This window comes from Achromobacter sp. SD115 (genome assembly GCF_017355315.1).
Classification (GTDB): Bacteria; Pseudomonadota; Gammaproteobacteria; order Burkholderiales; family Burkholderiaceae_B; genus Achromobacter; species Achromobacter xylosoxidans_B.
The window spans coordinates 1-15760 of the sequence record NZ_JADIJM010000015.1; the positions used below are offsets into that span (position 1 = coordinate 1).

The following is a 15760-nucleotide window of genomic DNA, read 5'->3' on the forward strand; positions in this document are numbered from 1 at the left end:
TCCCAAAAAACAAACCCCGCGACAGGCGCGGGGTTTGTTATGGGCTCAAGCGGGGCGATCAGCCGCGGCGATCAGCCGGCTTGGCGAAGCGCTTGGCGGGGCCGCCGGGGCGCTTGTCGAACGTGGGCTTGCCACGGAAACCGCCTTCCGGGCGGTCGCCGCCGCGGAAGCCGCCTTCACGCTGCGGACGGTCGCCGAAGCTGGGGCGGTCGCCGAAGCTCGGACGATCGCTGAAGCTGGGGCGCGAGTCACGGTCGCCGCCGCGGAAACCGCCTTCACGCGGGCCGCGCTCGCTGAACGGGCGGGCATCGCGCTGGGGGCGGTCGCCATAGCTGGGACGATCGCCGAAGCTGGGGCGCGAATCGCGGTCGCCGCCGCGGAAGCCGCCTTCGCGCTGGGGACGGTCACCGAAGGGACGGTTGCCCTGGTAGCCGCCTTCGCGCTGCGGACGGTCGCCGAAGCTGGGGCGATCGCTGAAGGAACGGGCCGGGCGGTCGCCGAACGGACGATTGCCTTGGTAGCCGCCTTCACGCGGGGCGCTGTCGCGATTGCCCTGGTAACCGCCTTCACGCGGCTTGAATTCGCCACGCGGGCCGCCGAAGGAACGGCCTTCGCGGTTGCCCTGGTAGCCGCCGCCGGGACGCTTGCCGTACGGCTTGCCGCCACCGCCGCCGCCAGTCGAGGGACGCGGGGTGCGCTTGGGTTCCAGGCCGGCGATCACTTCAGGCGTGATCGATTGGCCAATGTAGTGCTCGATGCGGCGGACCTTGTGGCGCTCGGAGTGCGTGGCCAGCGTGAAGGCCAGGCCGCTGCGGCCGGCGCGGCCAGTACGGCCGATACGGTGCACGTAGTCTTCGGCCTGCATCGGCAGGTCGAAGTTGACGGCGTGGCTGATGCCTTGCACGTCGATGCCGCGGGCGGCCACGTCGGTGGCAACCAGGATGCGCAGTTGGCCGCGTTGCAGTTGCGACAGCGTACGGGTGCGCTGGCGCTGGTTCATGTCGCCGTGCAGGGCGGCGGCGGCAAAGCCTTGGTCGGCCAGGCGGTCGGCCAGGTCGTCAGCGCCGCGCTTGGTCGACGTGAAGACGATGGCCTGGTCCAGAGCGGCGTCGCGCAGCACGTGGTCCAGCAGTTGCATCTTGTGGCTGGCATCGTCCGCGTACAGCAGGCTTTGCGTGATGTTGGTGTGCTTTTCCTTGGCGCCGGCCATTTCGATGCGCTGCGGATCGCGCATCATGCGCGCCGCCAGCTTGGCGATGGTGCCGTCCAGCGTGGCCGAGAACAGCAGCGTCTGACGGTCTTCCGGCAGGCGGCCGACGATGGTCTCGATATCTTCGATGAAGCCCATGTCCAGCATGCGGTCGGCTTCGTCCAGCACCAGCGTGTGCACGGTGTTCAGCTTGACGCGGCCCGAGTTCAGGTGATCGATCAGGCGGCCGGGGGTGGCGACCAGCACGTCCACGCGGCGCGACAGCGCCTTCAGCTGCGCGCCATAGGGCATGCCGCCCACGACGGTGGCAGTGCGCAGGTCGGCCAGCTTGCGGCCGTAGGTGGCGGTGGCGTCGGTGACTTGCAGGGCCAGTTCGCGGGTCGGGGTCAGCACCAGCACTTGCACGCCGACGCCCTTGTTGGCGGGCATCTGGGCAATACGGTGCAGGGCCGGCAGCATGAAGGCCGCGGTCTTGCCGCTACCCGTTTGCGAGGACACCATCAGGTCGTGGCCGGCCAGCGCTTGGGGAATGGCGGAGGCTTGGACGGGGGTGGGGGTGGAGAAGCCAGCTTCTTGGACGGCCGACAACAGAGCGGGCGCAAGACCCAGGGTTTCGAAAGACATTACTTTCCCTTGCCGCAATCAATGCGACGCAGTGCTTGGTCGGGCCAGGGGATTAGGCGGCCGGATCCAGGCGACGGTTGATGGAGCATCGTGCCGACCGGATCAACCATGCGCGTGGCGCGTTCTCGTGTACTGAGTGGAACGCAGGGCGAAAGGAAAGGGGTCAGGAATCGATGATAGTTCGGCATGGGGCCGGGGCTGTTACCCGGCGAACTGCGAAAACTTCCGCTAAATCAAGGCGGTAAATGCCGAACTCGTTTTGTGCAGTGCGGCGATCATAACCCGAATTCGCCCTGCATGGGAATTATTTTTTTGTCCAGCCCCCAATCAATAGGGTTTTTCCCTTGGTTGGTCAGCCACTGATTGGTCGCCAAGAAATGGCCACAGCCCAGGAAGGGCACGGGGGGCCTTCTGGCGGAAAGCGGCGAAGGATGGTTGGACATCAAGACCAGGTGGCCGCTGTTGTCCGGGAGCAACGCCCGCTTGGCTTGGGCATGAGCGCCCCAGAGCATGAAAACCTTCGGGGAGGGATCTCTGGCGACCAGGGCGATCAATGCATCCGTCACCGTTTCCCAGCCGCGCTTGGCATGGGACGCAGGCTGTCCGTCTTCCACGGTCAGCGCGGTATTAAGCAGCAGTACGCCCTGATCGGCCCAGTCGCTCAGGTCGTTGCCGGCAGGAACGCCGCTGCCTGGATACTCCTGGGCGATCTCATTGAAGATGTTGCGCAGGCTGGGCGGCCGCTTGCAGTCGTCCGGCACCGAGAAGGCCAGGCCCTGGGCCTGGCCGGGGCCATGGTACGGATCCTGTCCCAGGATCACCACGCGCACGTCCGACGGCTCCAGGCCGTGCAAGGCCCGGAAGGGCGTCGCGGGATAGACGGTCGCGCCTTCGCCCAGACGCTTTTCCACGTGAGCGGTCACGGCGGCCAGCGCGTCGGCGACGGCGCCAGGTGTAAAGGCGGCGGCCCAGGCGCCGGGGAGTTGCGCGGTCTGGGTGCCCAGGGCGTTGGGGACGAGGCGATTATCGGTAGGCATGGGCGCGATTTTGGCATAGCGGGTGAGGTGGCCCCGTAGCGTGGACATGCTGTTGTATTCGAATTGAGAATCATTGTTAATATTGCGGCCTTCCTGCATTCGCCGCGATTGCCGCCATGTCCAGTCCTCCCAGCAGCCTGAAAGGTTGGCTCGCCCACTACGGCGAGTTGGTGGGCGCGTGGGCCAAGCGCAATTCAAGGCCCTGCGACGCGGAGGATGCGGCGCAGGATGTGATGGCCGGCCTGCTGAGCGGCGGCAGCCGCAGCGCATCCAATGGCAAATCTTATTTGCGCCGGGCGGCGCAGAATCGGCTGATCAGCGAGATGCGGCGGCAGGCGCGGCACGATGAGGTATCGCTGGAAGCCTGGGCCGCCGATGACCCTGCCCAGTGGCATGACCCGGAGTCCAGCGCCCGCGCTCGCCAGTTGGCTGACGCTCTGGAATGCGCCCTGGCCAGCTTGCCGCTAAAGAAGCGGCAAGCCTATGTGTGGTGCCGGCTCGAAGGCTATTCGCAGCCCGAAGTCGCGGCGCGGATGGGCCTGGCGCTCAATACCGTCGAGCGCTATATCATGGACGCCACGCGAGAAGTCCGCGAACAGCTGAAACACTTCTGCCCGGATTGATCCGCCGCGCAATGACCGACCCCATCGACCCCGACACCCTGACCGATCCCCGCGATGCGGCCGCCTATTGGTTCGCCCGTGCGCATTCGGAACAGATGAGCCAGGCCGAGCGTCTGCAGTTCGAAACGTGGCGGCGGGCGCATCCCTCGCACGACCTGGAGTTCCGCCGCGCGCGCGGCATCTGGAATGCCAGCGCGCAGTTGGGGGAAGAGCGGTTGCGCGCGCTGACGCAGGAGCCGCTAGCCGCATCCAGCCGCCGCGCGCCGCCGCGTCGTCGCCTGGTGGCGGGGCTGGTCCTTGCAGGCGTCGCCGCCGTGATTGCGGCCGTGGCGTTGCCGCGATGGGGCGAGGGCGATCCCGGCTACGCCGCGCAATACGCAACGCAGTTGGGGCAACGCCAGCAAGTGTCGCTGCCCGATGCGTCCATCGTCGACCTGAACACCGCCACGCAATTGTCGGTAGCGCTGCATGCGGATCGCCGGGTGGCGGAGTTGAAAACGGGCGAGGCGACGTTTTCGGTGACGCCGGACGCCAGCCGGCCGTTCTATGTTGAGGCCGGCGGCGTGACCATCCGCGTGACGGGCACGCGCTTCAATGTCCGGCGCGACGCCGATGTTGTGCGCGTGGCCGTGGAATCGGGCACGGTGGCGGTCCAGTCTGGCCATTGGTGGAACCGCAGCCAGGTGCTGCTGACGGCGGGCCAGGGCACGCGCACGGCGCAGGATGGACGCTTGTCGCCGTCCGAAAAACTGGACGTGGCGACTCTGCTGGCCTGGCAGCGCGGCCGCGCGGTATTCCGCGACGTGCCGCTGTCTGAAGCCGTTTCCGAAATGAACCGCTACGGTCACGCGCCGATCCGCGTGTCGGGTGATGATGTGGCGGCGATGCGGATTTCGGGCGTGTTCAGCGTCGACAATCCCAAGGCCTTCCTGGATTTGCTGCCCGCGATCGCGCCGGTGCGCGTGCAAAGCGGCGCGGATGGCTCGGCGCTGATCGTGCGCCGCTAGCTTCTCGCGGCCATCCCGCCGGTCCGCCTAATTACGAATGGTTACTATTCAATCGCGTTTCTCCATCAGGGATTTGTCCGCGACAGGCGTCTTGTCTCCCAAGGGCATCGATCCGATGCCGCGGCTGCGCCAGCATCCTCCGTCATGGGCTGACTGGCGCGCCTTGTCTCAAGACCCTTCCAGGAACGCTAGTCTCGTGAACCGTAAACCCTCTGGACCCACATCGCGCCTTGCCGAGCCGACGCGCGGGCTGACCGTGCTGGCCCTGTCCTTGATGCTGGCGCTGGCCATGCCGCAGCGTGAGGTCCACGCGCAAGAAGCGCCGCTGGCCGTGAATATCCCCGCGCAATCGCTGGAAGGCGCCTTGACGCAATTGGCGACGCAGGCGTCGCTGGAATTGGCGTATGCGCCCGATACGGTGCGGGGGCTGCAGGCGCCCGCCGTGGCGGGCAATCTGACGCCGGACCAGGCCCTGCGGGCGCTGCTGGCAGGGTCCGGGCTGGCGTTTGAACGGTCGGGCAGCAATGTGTCGGTGTCGCGCGTAGAGGACGCCAACAGCGTGGTGATGAACACCATCACCGTCGTGGGCAAGGGCAACTCGATCACCGAGGACACCGGTTCCTACACCACCGGCGCCATGAGCACGGCGACCAAGCTGCCGCTGACCATCCAGGAAACGCCGCAATCCGTCAGCGTGGTGACCCGGCAGAAGCTGGACGACTTCGCCATGCAGACCATCGACGACGTGGCCAACAGCACCACCGGCGTCACGGTCAACCATTGGAGCAATGACCGGTCGCGCTATTTCTCACGCGGCTTCACCATCAACACTTTCCTGATGGATGGCCTGCCCGTGTCGTACGAGACGGACACCTCCACCTACAGCACCACGGCCATGTACGACCACGTGGAAGTCGTGCGCGGCCCCACTGGCCTGATGACCGGCATGGGCGACCCTTCCGGCACCATCAACTTCGTGCGCAAGCAGCCGACCGACGCCGCGCAATTCATTGCTACGGCGCGCGCGGGCTCATGGAACAACTTCTCGGGCGAATTCGACGCCAGCGGGCCGCTGAACGACAGCGGCTCGGTGCGCGGGCGCTTCGTCACCTCGCAGCAGTCGCGGGACTATTTCACCGACGGCTATAGCAGCCGCAGGCAGCTGTACTACGGCGTGGTGGACATCGATCTGACGGCTAACACCGTCCTGACGCTGGGCGGGCATTCCAACCGCGAAGACAACCCCGGCTCCGAATGGATGGGCGTGCCCACCGCGGTGAATGGTACTCCGCTGGATATCAGGCGGTCGCGCCGCTTTTCGCCGTCATGGAGTTATTGGGACAAGAGCGAATACAGTCTGTTCGCCGAGCTGCAGCACACCTTCGACAACGGTTGGATCGCGCGCGCGGCGGCCCGGGGCGTCAATGGCAAATCGTCACTCGACGGCGCGTACTTCGTCGCCAGCGACGGCGGCCAGAGCAGCACCGTATATGACGTGATGGGAGGTCGCTATGACTACGACAAGAAGCAGCGCAGCTTCGACTTGTCCGCACAAGGCCCGATCTCGCTGTTCGGTCGCGAGCACGATATTGCGGTGGGCGCGAGCTACCGCAATGACCATTGGCTGGACAACGGCTATAGCTACCTGGATGAGCCCGGTGGCTACCTGATGGTGTCCGGCGTCGACCCCTCCACCTGGGACCCGGATTCCATGCGCCGCCAGGACTTCGCCAAAGACACGATGTGGCGGCGCGACCAACGCTCCGAGTTGACGTCGTTCTATGCCACGGGCCGCTTCCGCCTGGCCGATCCGTTGAGCATGATTCTAGGCGCCCGGATGGATTGGTACGACTTCGATAACAAGCAGACCCAAGGCAGCTGGAGCAGCCACCGCAAGTTCGGCGAAGATGCCCACTTCACGCCTTACGCCGCGCTGATCTATGACCTGAACGACAACCATTCGGTCTACGCCAGCTATTCCAGCATCTTCAAGCCGCAGTACTACCTGGACACGTCCGGCACCGTGCTCAAGCCGGTGGAAGGCACCAATTACGAAATCGGCTTGAAGGGCAGCTACCTGGACGAACGCGTCAACGCCGCCATTGCGCTGTTCTCGACCACGCAGACCAACCTGCCGCAAGCCGTCACGGACATCCCATCGTGCTTCGTGGCCACCAATTGCTACCGCGCCGTCGGCGAGGTGAAGAGCGAGGGCGTGGAGATCGACATCAATGGCGAATTGCTGCCGCGCCTGAATGTGGGCATTGGCTATTCCTACACCCGGGCCAAGGTCTCAAGCGGGGGCGTGGATGGCGCATCCGGTCAACCTTATGCCAGCTATGTTCCGCAGCACCAGTTCAAGGTGTCGGCGATGTATCACTTGCCAGGAAAGTTGGAGCAGTGGCGGGTGGGCGGAGCGGTACGCGCGCAAAGCAAGATCACGACGCAGTCTCTGACCAGCAGCGCCGGGTATGTGATCAAGCAATCGCCCTACGCGGTGGTCGATCTGGTGGCGGGCTATCGGGTGAATCGCCAACTGGACTTCCAGTTGAACGTGAACAACCTCTTCGACAAGCGCTATTTCGATACGCTGGCAGGCAACAACGGCGGCAACTATTACGGCACGCCTCGCAGTTTCCTGCTGAGCACGCGCTATCAGTTCTAACGGCGGCCGGGTGCGCGTACGAACACGCGCGCCCGGCGGCTGCGCCGGCGTTCAGACCGGCCAGCCGTCTTGCCGATACGCGGAGTCCCAGAACATCCATTCCAGCTGCGCGGCGCGCGTGTACGCCGCGTGCATCTGCGCCAGCGTTTCGGCGGACGCTTTCTCGGCAACGCGGTCGACCGTGGCGATGACCCGGCGCACCAGAGCGTGGAAGTCCTCGCAGGCATAGGCCTCGATCCAGGCCGCATAGGGATTGGGCTGGGCCGCCCGCGCGTGGATCTCGCGGCCGATTTCGGCGTAGATCCAGAAGCACGGCAGCAGGGCCGCCAGCGCCACCGGGTACGGCGCGCTCCAGGCAGTGGCGATCAGGTAGCTGGTGTAGTGGTGGCAGGCCGGGGTGAGCGGCGTGGCTTCGAAGGTGGCGTCGTCGATGCCGAACTGCTTCAGAAAGCCCGCGTGCAGCGTGCGTTCGGCGACGACCGCGCCCTTGGCCGCATCCGCGAATTGCACCACGCCGTCGGCATCGTCCGCCTTGGCCGAAGCGATGGCCAGTGCGCGTCCGAACGCCACCAGGTAGTGCGCGTCCTGGATCATGTAGTGCTTGAATGCGTTCTCGTCGAGCTGGCCGCTGGCCAGCTCCTGGTTGAACGGCATGTCGCGCGTGGTTTCGTACAGCGCGGCGTTGCGCGCCCAGGCATCGGAGCTGAAAGACATGGGGTTCCTCAAGACAGGCTGCCGGCGCGCGATTGCGCGCCGGTCCACAAAGAGGGCTAGGGTATCAAAGACCGCGCGGTAAAAGGCGGCGCGGGCCGAATCACTGCATGTACCAGCCGTGGCTGACCACGAAGGATTGGCCCGTGAAGGCGGCGCTGGGGAAGGCGGCCAGGAACAGGGCGGTCTGCGCCACGTCCTCGACCGTCGTGAACACGCCATCGACCGTGTCGCCCAGCATGACCTTCTTGACCACGTCCTCTTCGCTGATGCCCAATTCTTTGGCCTGTTCGGGGATCTGCTTTTCCACCAGCGGCGTGCGCACGAAACCCGGGCAGATGACGTGCGAGCGCACATTGTGCGCCGCGCCTTCCTTGGCCAGCACGCGCGCCAGGCCCAGCAAGGCGTGCTTGGCGGCCACGTAGGCGGACTTCAGCGGCGAGGCTTCGTGCGAATGGACCGAGCCCATGTAGATGACCACGCCGCCGCGGTCGCCCTTGTACATGTGCTTGAGCGCGGCCTTGGTTGTGAGGAATGCGCCGTCCACGTGGATGGCCTGCATCTTCTTCCAGTCCGAGAATGCGAAGTTCTCGATGGGATTGACGATCTGGATGCCCGCGTTCGAGATCAGGATGTCGATGCTGCCGTAGGCGGCGGCGACGCGGTCGATTCCCTGGTTCACGGCGTCTTCGCTGGTGACGTCCATGGCGACGCCCATGGCCTTGCCGCCCGCCTGTTCGATTTCGCGGGCGACGGCGTCGGCGCCTGCCTGGTTCAGGTCCGCGATGGCGACTGCCGCGCCGGCGCGCGCGAGCGTGAGGGCGATTTCCTTGCCGATGCCGCTGGCTGCGCCGGTGACGACGGCGACTTTTCCATTCAGGTTATGCATGCTGGAACCTCCGGGTTGGGATTGCCGGTGGGCCGGGCCACGCCCTGTCGCCCACGGATGCGGGGAGCATGGCTTGATGGTAGCGCGCCAGGATTAGAGCAGGCTGAACGCGCAAGCGGGTGCTGGTTCAGGCCTTCTTGCGCTTGCCGTGATGGCGGACATAGTCCTGCAGGACGTCGTGCAGCACGACGGCCTGGTTGTGTTCGGTGTTGCGGGCGCCGTACAGCAGGGTCAGCGGACGGTCGCCGGCCGCGTCCAGCAAGGCGGCCATGCGGGTCTGCTGCTCGGGTTCCGCCAGTTCGGCCTGGTAACGCTGGCGGAATTCTTCCCAGCGTTCCTCGATGTGGCTGAACCATTTGCACAGTTCTAGGGTGGGCGCGATGTCGCGGGCCCATTCGTCCAGGTGCAGGTCCGCCTTGCGCAGCCCGCGCGGCCACATGCGGTCCACCAGCGCCCGGTAGCTGCCTTCCGGACCCAAACCCTCGTAGACGCGTTGCACGGTGATGGCGGACGGCTTCATGGCGGCTCCTGGAATGGTTTCGGATCCCGCTACTTTAGCGCCCGCCGTCCGTACTCAAACCCTGCTCAACGATTTTCGGCGGTGCCGGCGCGCGGCCCGCAGGCGCGCAGCAGCAGGAAGCCCACCACGGCGGACGCCAGCGAGCCCGTCAGCACGCCGATCTTGGTGGCGTCGATGGCGGCCGGATCGGTGAACGCCAGGGCGCCGATGAACAGGCTCATGGTGAAGCCGATGCCGCACAGCAGCGACACACCATATAGCTGCGTGAAGCTGGCGTGGCGCGGCAGGGTGGCAATGCCGCTCTTGATGGCCAGCCAGGCAAAGCCGAACACGCCCAGCTGCTTGCCCAGGAACAGGCCCAGCGCCACGCCCAGGGGCACGGGCTGCGCCAGGCTGCCCAGGCCCATGCCGGCGAACGACACGCCGGCGTTGGCGAAACCGAAAATCGGCACGATCAGCAGCGCCACCGGCTTGTGCAGCGCGTGCTCCAGTACATGCAGGGGCGAATGCGCGCCGGGATGGCCCTGGTTTTGCGGGCGCAGCGGAATGGTCAGCGCCAGCGCCACGCCGGCCAGCGTGGCATGCACGCCGGACTTCAGGACGAAGTACCACAGCACCGCGCCGATCAGCAGGTAGGGCGTCAGCCGCAGCACGCCGGCTCGGTTCAGGCAGAACAGGCAGGCCAGCAGGGCGCCCGCCATGCTCAGCGCGAATACATTCAGTTCGGCGGTATAGAACAGGGCGATGATGACGATGGCGCCCAGGTCGTCCAGGATGGCCAGCGCCGTCAGGAAAATTTTCAGCGAAGTCGGCACGCGGCTGCCCAGCAGCGCCAGGATGCCGAGCGCGAAGGCGATGTCGGTCGCGGCGGGGATGGCCCAGCCGCGCAAGGTGTCGGGACTGCCGAAGTTGATCAGCACATAGATCAGCGCCGGCACCGCCATGCCGCCCAGGGCGGCGATGCCTGGCAGCACGATGCGGGCGGCGCCGCGCAGCTGGCCGTCCAGGACCTCGCGCTTGATCTCCAGGCCGACCAGCAGGAAGAACACGGCCATCAGGCCGTCGTTGATCCAGTGCAGCACGGTTTCCTTGAGCAGGACCGGACCGATGTGGAAGCCCAGCTTGGTTTCCAGCACGCTGAAATAGGCGGGCGCGGCCGGGCTGTTGGCGACCACCAGCGCGACCAGCGCGGCCAGCATCAGGACATAACCGCCCAGCGCTTCGGAACGGAGGAACGCTTGCAGGAACGAGACCGGTTTGTGGGGAGGCACGGGCTGTGAATTCATGCAGTACCGGCTTTGCTTACGTTTTGATAAGATGCGCGTTTCATTCCTGAATTTTACCTGAATTGGTATTTCGGGACTCTTCTATTTCGTCGAACGTCTTTCATTTATTTGAAAAAACAGCCAATCAGCGTCGAATTCTTGGCGTTGCTTGCTCGGCGACCGAACCCTTTCGTTGAATCCCGACCAGTATGTGGCTTGCAAGGCCGCCTGGCGACTCTTGCTAGCTAAATGCCACTACGCCCTCTTACGGTATTGACCTATACGCCCGGCAAGCCCGGCGCCGCGAGCCGTCTGGTGGATGTCGGTGACACACTGACAGCGCCCGCGGCTCCGAGTTCGCACGGCATCTACCAGACCCGGCAACTGGTCCCCAGCGCACGCCTGCTGGGCTGGGCGCGCGCGGGTGCGCGCTTCGAACTGTCCCGCACTGGCGCGGCCCGCGTCTGGTCCGAAAACCGGCTGCAGGCTTCCGAGTGCCCGCGCGATTGCGCCAGCGCGGGTGCGGCGGCGCTGGACCAGGAAGACATCTCTTACCTGGAGGCCTACCTGCTGTCGCAAGGCCGCCGCTGGAGCGACGCGGACACCTCTCAAGGCGGCCATTCCTGATCATGCCGGATCCCAACGAATCGTTCCAGTCCCGCCCCGGCCCCGACGCGCGTCTGCGCATCTTGCATACGGAAGCCGCCACCTCGTTCGGCGGGCAGGAATTCTGCATCTACAAGGAGATGATCGCCATGCGCGAGCGCGGCCATCATCTGGAAGCGGTCTGCCAACCCGATGCGGAACTGGGCAGGCGCTTGCGCGAGGCCGGCTTCACGGTGCATCTCGTTCCCATGGACGGCCCGCTCAATTTCGTGCGCTGCGTCGCTCTCGTGCGCCGCCTGTTGCGTTGCGGGCGTTTTGACGTGATCAATACGCACAGCCGCCGCGATACCGTGCTGGGCGCCATCGCAGGCCGCCTGGCCGGCACGAGGCTCATCGTGCGCACGCGCCATCTGGCCAAGCCCATCAATTCCCTTTACGCCTATACCTGGCTGGCGCATCGCGTCATCGCCGTCAGCCGCTACGTGCGCGGGCAGTTGCTGGACGGGGGAGCGCGGCCGGAGGCCATCGCCACCATCCATTCGCCAGTGGTGCTGCCCCAGGTGCAAAGCGGCGTCTGCGTCAGGCGCGAACTGGGCCTGCCGGAGGACACGCTGGTGATCGGTTGCGTGGCCGTGATGCGGGCGGACAAGGGCCATTGCGATCTGATCGACGCTTTCCATCGCATTTCCGCCACGTTCCCGAATGCCCATCTGGTGCTGGTGGGCGAAGGCCAGCCCATGGGCGGGCAGCTGCGGGCGCAGGCGGAGGCGTTAGGCCTGGCCCAACGCGTGCATTTCACTGGCCGGCGCGACGACATCGGCAATGTCCTGACTGCCTTCGACGTGTTCGCCCTGCCGACGTTGCGCGAGGCCCTGGGTACCGTCTTCATTGAGGCGGCGGCCATGGGGCTGCCGGTGGTGGGCACCAATGTGGGCGGCGTGCCGGAAACCATGCAGGCCGGCGTGACCGGTCTGCTGGTGCCGCCTGGCGATCCGGCGGCATTGGCGGGCGCGCTGGCAAGCCTGTTGGCCGATCCCGCGCTGCGCCGCCGCATGGGCGATGCGGGCCGGGAGCTGATCCGGGGCCAGGGCCAGTTCTCCGCCGAACGCACGGCGGCCCTGGTGGAACAGGCCTACGCCGGTTGGCTGGCGGAATTGCGGGGGGCGGCGCGCGCCGCCTGAGGCGGGCGGCGGCTCAGTGCCAGAGCAGGGCGTTCATGGCTTCTACCAGCCGGTCGCGGTAGCGTGGCAGCAGCGCCTGCACGCGCGCCTGGCGCTCCTGCCATTCCACGGATTCCGCGCCGGCGGCGACGCGCGGCGCCGCCCAGATCGGATCGGGGAAATGGCGGTCGCCGCGCCAGCGCGGGATCACGTGCCAATGCAGATGCGGCACCATGTTGCCCAGCGAGGCCAGGTTGATCTTGTCGGGCGCCAGGACCGATTGCTGCGCTTCTTCCACCACGTACACGGCCCGCATCAACAGGTCGCGGCCGTGGGTGGACAGGCTGGTCATCTCGGCCAGGTGGCCGTTCCAGACCACCCGCGTGAAACCCGGATAGTCGGGGTCGTCCACCTCGATGATGCGCAGGTGCGGCCCGCGCCACAGCAGCGTGCCGCCGTCTTCCTGGCACAGCGGACAGTTGGGATCGCGTGCGCTCACGGCATCACCTTGCGATACTGGATGAAGCCGGAGCGGTCGGCGATGCGGTCGTAGAGCTGGATGGCGGTGGCGTTGGTCTCGTGCGTCAGCCAGTACACGCGCGAGCAGTTGGCGGCGGCGGCCTGCGCGTACACGTGCTCGATCAGCTTGCGGCCGGCGCCGGTGCCGCGCACGTCCGGGTCCACGTACAGGTCTTGCAGATAGCAGTAGTCGCCCGAAGTCCAGGTGGAACGGTGGAAGATCCAGTGCACCATGCCGACGGCCCGGCCGCTTTCATAGGCCAGCGCCGCGTGCATGGGTTCGGCAGGGTCCAGGAAGCGCGCCCAGGTGTTGCGCGTGACCGCGTCGTCGATGTTGACGCGATAGAAGTCCTGGTAGCCCTTCCATAGCGGCAGCCAGGCTTCGAAGTCGGCGGCGACGACGGGACGGATTTCTGCGGTACTCATGGCTTGCGGCCTCCAGGCGGGATTCAGAGTTGGTCTTCCATGGCTTCGACGATGTGTCGCAGCACTTGCAATCGAGCGTAGCGCTTGTCGTTGGCCGACACCAGATGCCACGGCGCGTGCGCGAGGTCGGTGCGCGCCAGCATCTCGTTGGCCGCGGCCGCGTAGTCCTTCCATTTGTCGCGGTTGCGCCAGTCGTCGGCCGTGATTTTGAAATTCTTGAAGGGGGAATTCTCGCGCTCCTTGAAGCGCTCCAGCTGCACGTCCGGCGTCACGGCCAGCCAGAACTTCAGCACCAGCGCGCCGCTGGCAGCCAGTTGCCCCTCGAAGTCGTTGATCTCGGCGTAGGCGCGGCGCCAGTTGGCGGGCGCGGTCAGTTTTTCGACGCGCTCGACCAGCACGCGGCCATACCAGGACCGGTCGAAGATGGCGATGCGCCCATGGCGCGGCACGTGACGCCAGAAGCGCCACAGATAGGGCCTGGCCTGTTCCTCGCTGTTGGGCGCGGATACGGGCGTGATATCGAACTGCCGCGCGTCCAGCGCATGCGTCACACGGCGGATCGCGCCGCCCTTGCCAGCCGCGTCCTGGCCTTCGAATACCAGCACCAGCGAGCGTTCCTGGAATTTCTTTGAGCGCGCCGCCCGCGCCAGCCGGCCTTGCAGCAGGCCCAGTTCGGATTCGTAATCGTCCTTGTCGGTCTTGGCCTCGTAGTCCAGTTCGCCCAGGCGGTCGACGACGCGGGTGGTCCGGGCGTGCGCCACGAAAGCGGGCGGGATGCGCGGCACGCCGCGCTGGCGCATGGCGGCCAGCACCGCTTCGGCGGTGCGCGCGGCGCGGATGTCCTCGTCCGCGCTAGGGATCACGACCCAGGGCGCGTGGCCGCTGTCCGTGCGGTTCAGCACCACCTGGCCGGCGTTGCGGATGCGGTCATATTTCTTGTAGACCTTAAGGTCGATCGGGCTGACCTGCCAGGAGGTCTCGGGGCTGGCCAGCAGGCGTTCGGCGCGGGCCTTCTGTGCCTTGGCCGACAAATGGAACCAGAGCTTGACGATCTGCACGCCTTCGGCGGCAAGCATGGCCTCGAAGTGGCGGATGGCCGCGGCCTGCGCCTCGATGCTGTTCTGGTCAGGCTTCTTGCGCGTGGCCTCGAGCAGCAGCGGGGCGTACCAGGATCCGAACACGATGCCGGTGCTGCCTTTGGGCGGCAGGTCGTTCCAGTAGCGCCAGAACGGCGGACGCTGCAGCGCGGCGCCTTCACGCGGCCCGTAGGCCAGCGTCTTGATGTGGCGCGGATCCATCCACTCGTTCAGCAGGTTGACCGTGGCGCCCTTGCCGGCGCCGTCTATGCCCGCGATCACGATCAGCAGCGTCTTGTCGGCCTTCTGCAGGCGTTGGTACTGCGCGTTCAGCAAGGCGACGCGCAGCTTCGCCTCCAGCGGCTTGAACTCTTCCTTGGACAGGCTGGGGTCGGCTTCGGCTTCTGCAAACATGGGGGATCCGTCTGATCGGCAATTCTGCGATCGGACGATCTTGCGGGATAAGCCCGGAGCGCGCAAGCCCGGATGGCGGCGCCTGCCGCCGCCGTCAGAGCGCGTCGACGGGTATTTTCAGATAGCGCACGCCGTTGTCCTCGGGCGGCGGGAAGTGGCCGGCGCGGATGTTCACCTGGATGGCGGGCAGGATGAGGGTGGGCATGGAAAGCGTGGCATCACGCCGCGTGCGCATGGTCACGAATTCATCTTCGCTGACGCCATCGCGCACGTGGATGTTGGCGCGGCGCTGTTCGGCCACCGTGGTCTGCCAGGAGACGTCGCGTCCGGAGGGCGGGTAGTCGTGGCACATGTGCAGCCGCGTCCCGGCGGGCAGGCTCAGCAGCCGCTGGATGGAACGGTAGAGCTGATGGGCGTCGCCGCCGGGGAAGTCGCAGCGCGCCGTGCCCACGTCCGGCATGAACAGCGTGTCGCCGACGAAAGCGGCGTCGCCGATCAGGTAGGCCATGTCGGCCGGGGTGTGGCCGGGCACGTGGATGGCTTGCGCCGTCAGCGCGCCGATGCGGAAGGTTTCGCCGTCGGCGAACAGATGGCCGAACTGCGAGCCGTCCAACTGGAATTCGGGTTCCAGGTTGAAGATTTTCTTGAACACGCCCTGCACGGTCTGGATGCTCTGGCCGATGGCGATGACGCCGCCGAGCTGCCGCTGCAGATAGGGCGCCGCCGACAGGTGATCGGCATGGGCGTGGGTTTCCAGCAGCCATTCGGTCTTCAGGCCGTGCTGGCGCACGTAGTCCGCCACCCGGTCGGCGCTGGCGGTGCTGCAGCGTCCGGACTTGGGGTCGTAGTCCAGCACCGAGTCGATGATGGCGCAGGCGTCGCCCGGCGCGGGTTCATGCACGACGTAGGTGACGGTGGCGGTGACGGGATCGAAAAAGGCCTGGATCTGGGGAGACATGGACGCTCGCATCGCAGCGAGTCGCTGCACGATGAAACACTATATGTATT

At 66.2% G+C, this 15760-nt stretch carries 15 protein-coding genes; 5 read left to right on the plus strand and 10 right to left on the minus strand.

Translation table 11 applies throughout. The features are described 5' to 3' along the window. Nucleotides 1–58: 58 nt before the first annotated feature. Complete coding sequence (locus IPU70_RS20250) at nt 59–1834, minus strand: DEAD/DEAH box helicase (RefSeq protein ID WP_207469745.1); 1776 nt, start codon at nt 1832–1834, stop codon at nt 59–61. Between the two features lie 275 nt (nt 1835–2109). Continuing rightward, nucleotides 2110–2871 (minus strand): uracil-DNA glycosylase, encoded by a 762-nt coding sequence (locus tag IPU70_RS20255; RefSeq protein ID WP_207469993.1) that lies wholly within the window; start codon nt 2869–2871, stop codon nt 2110–2112. Between the two features lie 116 nt (nt 2872–2987). Here IPU70_RS20255 and IPU70_RS20260 point away from each other — a divergent pair, with 116 nt between their 5' ends. From IPU70_RS20260 to IPU70_RS20270, 3 genes are all read left to right on the plus strand, one after another. After that, the gene (locus IPU70_RS20260) at nt 2988–3494 is read left to right on the plus strand and encodes an RNA polymerase sigma factor (RefSeq protein ID WP_207469747.1); all 507 of its coding nucleotides are present in this window, start codon (nt 2988–2990) and stop codon (nt 3492–3494) included. 11 nt (nt 3495–3505) lie between these two features. Beyond that, nucleotides 3506–4501, plus strand: coding sequence for a FecR family protein (locus IPU70_RS20265; RefSeq protein ID WP_207469749.1), 996 nt, complete (start codon nt 3506–3508; stop codon nt 4499–4501). 196 nt (nt 4502–4697) lie between these two features. Next, nucleotides 4698–7166, plus strand: a complete 2469-nt coding sequence (locus IPU70_RS20270) for a TonB-dependent siderophore receptor (RefSeq protein ID WP_371819023.1) — start codon at nt 4698–4700, stop codon at nt 7164–7166. Nucleotides 7167–7217: 51 nt separating this feature from the next. Here IPU70_RS20270 and tenA read toward each other — a convergent pair whose 3' ends face one another. The 4 genes from tenA to nhaA all read right to left on the minus strand — a co-directional run bounded on the left by tenA (nt 7218) and on the right by nhaA (nt 10572). Continuing rightward, the gene (tenA, locus tag IPU70_RS20275) at nt 7218–7880 is read right to left on the minus strand and encodes a thiaminase II (protein WP_207469756.1); all 663 of its coding nucleotides are present in this window, start codon (nt 7878–7880) and stop codon (nt 7218–7220) included. 100 nt (nt 7881–7980) lie between these two features. Next, a complete protein-coding gene (locus IPU70_RS20280; RefSeq protein ID WP_013396791.1) occupies nt 7981–8766 on the minus strand; it encodes a 3-hydroxybutyrate dehydrogenase in 786 nt (261 codons plus the stop codon). A gap of 127 nt (nt 8767–8893) precedes the next feature. Continuing rightward, nucleotides 8894–9286, minus strand: coding sequence for a DUF488 domain-containing protein (locus IPU70_RS20285; RefSeq protein WP_207469758.1), 393 nt, complete (start codon nt 9284–9286; stop codon nt 8894–8896). 65 nt (nt 9287–9351) lie between these two features. Next, nucleotides 9352–10572: a Na+/H+ antiporter NhaA gene (gene nhaA, locus IPU70_RS20290; protein WP_207469760.1), complete on the minus strand. Its 1221-nt coding sequence runs from the start codon at nt 10570–10572 to the stop codon at nt 9352–9354. Nucleotides 10573–10800: 228 nt separating this feature from the next. On the opposite strand from nhaA, the gene IPU70_RS20295 reads away from it, so the two are divergent. Both IPU70_RS20295 and IPU70_RS20300 read left to right on the plus strand, forming a co-directional pair. Continuing rightward, nucleotides 10801–11178, plus strand: coding sequence for a hydrogenase (locus IPU70_RS20295; protein ID WP_207469768.1), 378 nt, complete (start codon nt 10801–10803; stop codon nt 11176–11178). A gap of 2 nt (nt 11179–11180) precedes the next feature. Then, nucleotides 11181–12338 carry a glycosyltransferase gene (locus IPU70_RS20300; RefSeq protein ID WP_207469770.1) on the plus strand — a complete coding sequence of 386 codons (1158 nt, stop codon included), beginning with the start codon at nt 11181–11183 and terminating at the stop codon, nt 12336–12338. 13 nt (nt 12339–12351) lie between these two features. On the opposite strand, the gene IPU70_RS20305 is transcribed toward IPU70_RS20300, so the two are convergent. From IPU70_RS20305 to IPU70_RS20320, 4 genes are all read right to left on the minus strand, one after another. Then, nucleotides 12352–12816: an HIT family protein gene (locus tag IPU70_RS20305; protein WP_207469772.1), complete on the minus strand. Its 465-nt coding sequence runs from the start codon at nt 12814–12816 to the stop codon at nt 12352–12354. After that, nucleotides 12813–13262, minus strand: coding sequence for a GNAT family N-acetyltransferase (locus IPU70_RS20310; RefSeq protein ID WP_207469774.1), 450 nt, complete (start codon nt 13260–13262; stop codon nt 12813–12815). The genes IPU70_RS20305 and IPU70_RS20310 overlap by 4 nt, the downstream gene beginning before the upstream one ends. Before the next feature lie 23 nt (nt 13263–13285). Further along, nucleotides 13286–14752, minus strand: a complete 1467-nt coding sequence (gene pap / locus IPU70_RS20315) for a polyphosphate:AMP phosphotransferase (protein ID WP_207469776.1) — start codon at nt 14750–14752, stop codon at nt 13286–13288. Between the two features lie 94 nt (nt 14753–14846). Next, a complete protein-coding gene (locus IPU70_RS20320) occupies nt 14847–15710 on the minus strand; it encodes an MBL fold metallo-hydrolase (RefSeq protein ID WP_207469777.1) in 864 nt (287 codons plus the stop codon). Nucleotides 15711–15760 lie beyond the last annotated feature (50 nt).

Bases quoted from the DNA above. Each gene is read 5' to 3' on its own strand.
- IPU70_RS20255 (WP_207469993.1), bottom strand. From the start codon at position 2,871: ATGCCTACCGATAATCGCCTCGTCCCCAACGCCCTGGGCACCCAGACC.
- IPU70_RS20260 (WP_207469747.1), top strand. From the start codon at position 2,988: ATGTCCAGTCCTCCCAGCAGCCTGAAAGGTTGGCTCGCCCACTACGGC.
- IPU70_RS20280 (WP_013396791.1), bottom strand. From the start codon at position 8,766: ATGCATAACCTGAATGGAAAAGTCGCCGTCGTCACCGGCGCAGCCAGC.
- pap (WP_207469776.1), bottom strand. From the start codon at position 14,752: ATGTTTGCAGAAGCCGAAGCCGACCCCAGCCTGTCCAAGGAAGAGTTC.
- IPU70_RS20265 (WP_207469749.1), top strand. From the start codon at position 3,506: ATGACCGACCCCATCGACCCCGACACCCTGACCGATCCCCGCGATGCG.
- IPU70_RS20320 (WP_207469777.1), bottom strand. From the start codon at position 15,710: ATGTCTCCCCAGATCCAGGCCTTTTTCGATCCCGTCACCGCCACCGTC.
- IPU70_RS20295 (WP_207469768.1), top strand. From the start codon at position 10,801: ATGCCACTACGCCCTCTTACGGTATTGACCTATACGCCCGGCAAGCCC.
- IPU70_RS20300 (WP_207469770.1), top strand. From the start codon at position 11,181: ATGCCGGATCCCAACGAATCGTTCCAGTCCCGCCCCGGCCCCGACGCG.
- tenA (WP_207469756.1), bottom strand. From the start codon at position 7,880: ATGTCTTTCAGCTCCGATGCCTGGGCGCGCAACGCCGCGCTGTACGAA.
- nhaA (WP_207469760.1), bottom strand. From the start codon at position 10,572: ATGAATTCACAGCCCGTGCCTCCCCACAAACCGGTCTCGTTCCTGCAA.
- IPU70_RS20285 (WP_207469758.1), bottom strand. From the start codon at position 9,286: ATGAAGCCGTCCGCCATCACCGTGCAACGCGTCTACGAGGGTTTGGGT.
- IPU70_RS20310 (WP_207469774.1), bottom strand. From the start codon at position 13,262: ATGAGTACCGCAGAAATCCGTCCCGTCGTCGCCGCCGACTTCGAAGCC.
- IPU70_RS20250 (WP_207469745.1), bottom strand. From the start codon at position 1,834: ATGTCTTTCGAAACCCTGGGTCTTGCGCCCGCTCTGTTGTCGGCCGTC.